The organism is Bradyrhizobium sp. 141, from assembly GCF_023074055.1.
Lineage (GTDB): Bacteria > Pseudomonadota > Alphaproteobacteria > Rhizobiales > Xanthobacteraceae > Bradyrhizobium.
In genome coordinates, this window is record NZ_JADPKR010000075.1 from 1 (window position 1) to 586 (window position 586).

The 586-nt window shown below is 66.9% G+C and carries 1 pseudogene; it reads right to left on the reverse strand.

Features of this window, described 5'->3' with window-relative positions:
- Positions 1–497 (reverse strand): annotated as a pseudogene (locus IVA81_RS20150) (serine recombinase); the annotation flags it as partial.
- Positions 498–586: the final 89 nt, after the last annotated feature.

Sequence of the window (586 nt, forward strand, 5' to 3'; positions counted from 1 at the left end):
CGTGGATTGTGCCGGCCGGCCGCATTCAGTCGCTGTTTGACTTGCAGTTGGGTATGATCGCCGCCTTGCCAGTGCAGGACCGCATGGATGATTGCGCCGTCCCTGCGCACGACGATCTCCGTGAGTGCCGCGCGAAGGATACGCTTGCGCGTTGCGGCGGTTGCAGCGGGATGCAACCAGGCGCGCTCCAGATCAGCACCGAGCGCCACCAATTGCTGGCGCTCCGGCTCACCGAACGGCGGCGGACGGCGCGCAATCAGGGCGGCGATCTCTCCTTCAAGCTTTGCGACAGCCTGCAATGCCTCGTTCCAGCGTCGCTCCAGCTCGCCGGCGACCAGCCGGTTTGCCGGGTCGACGGCGTCGTACTGTCGGCGCGCGTGCGCGGCTTCGTAGCGCGCCTGCTGCAGCGACAGCTCCAGCTGGCGCTCGGCCGCGGTCGTCGTGCTCGATTGCGCCTCGATCGCTTTGAGTGCTGCCTCGGCGCCGAGCGGCTTCATGACGCGCAGGACCTCGTTACTGATCGCCGTATCGATGCTCAAGCCGCTGATCGAAATGCAGCGCGCGGCACCGTGGTTCGTACGCGCAC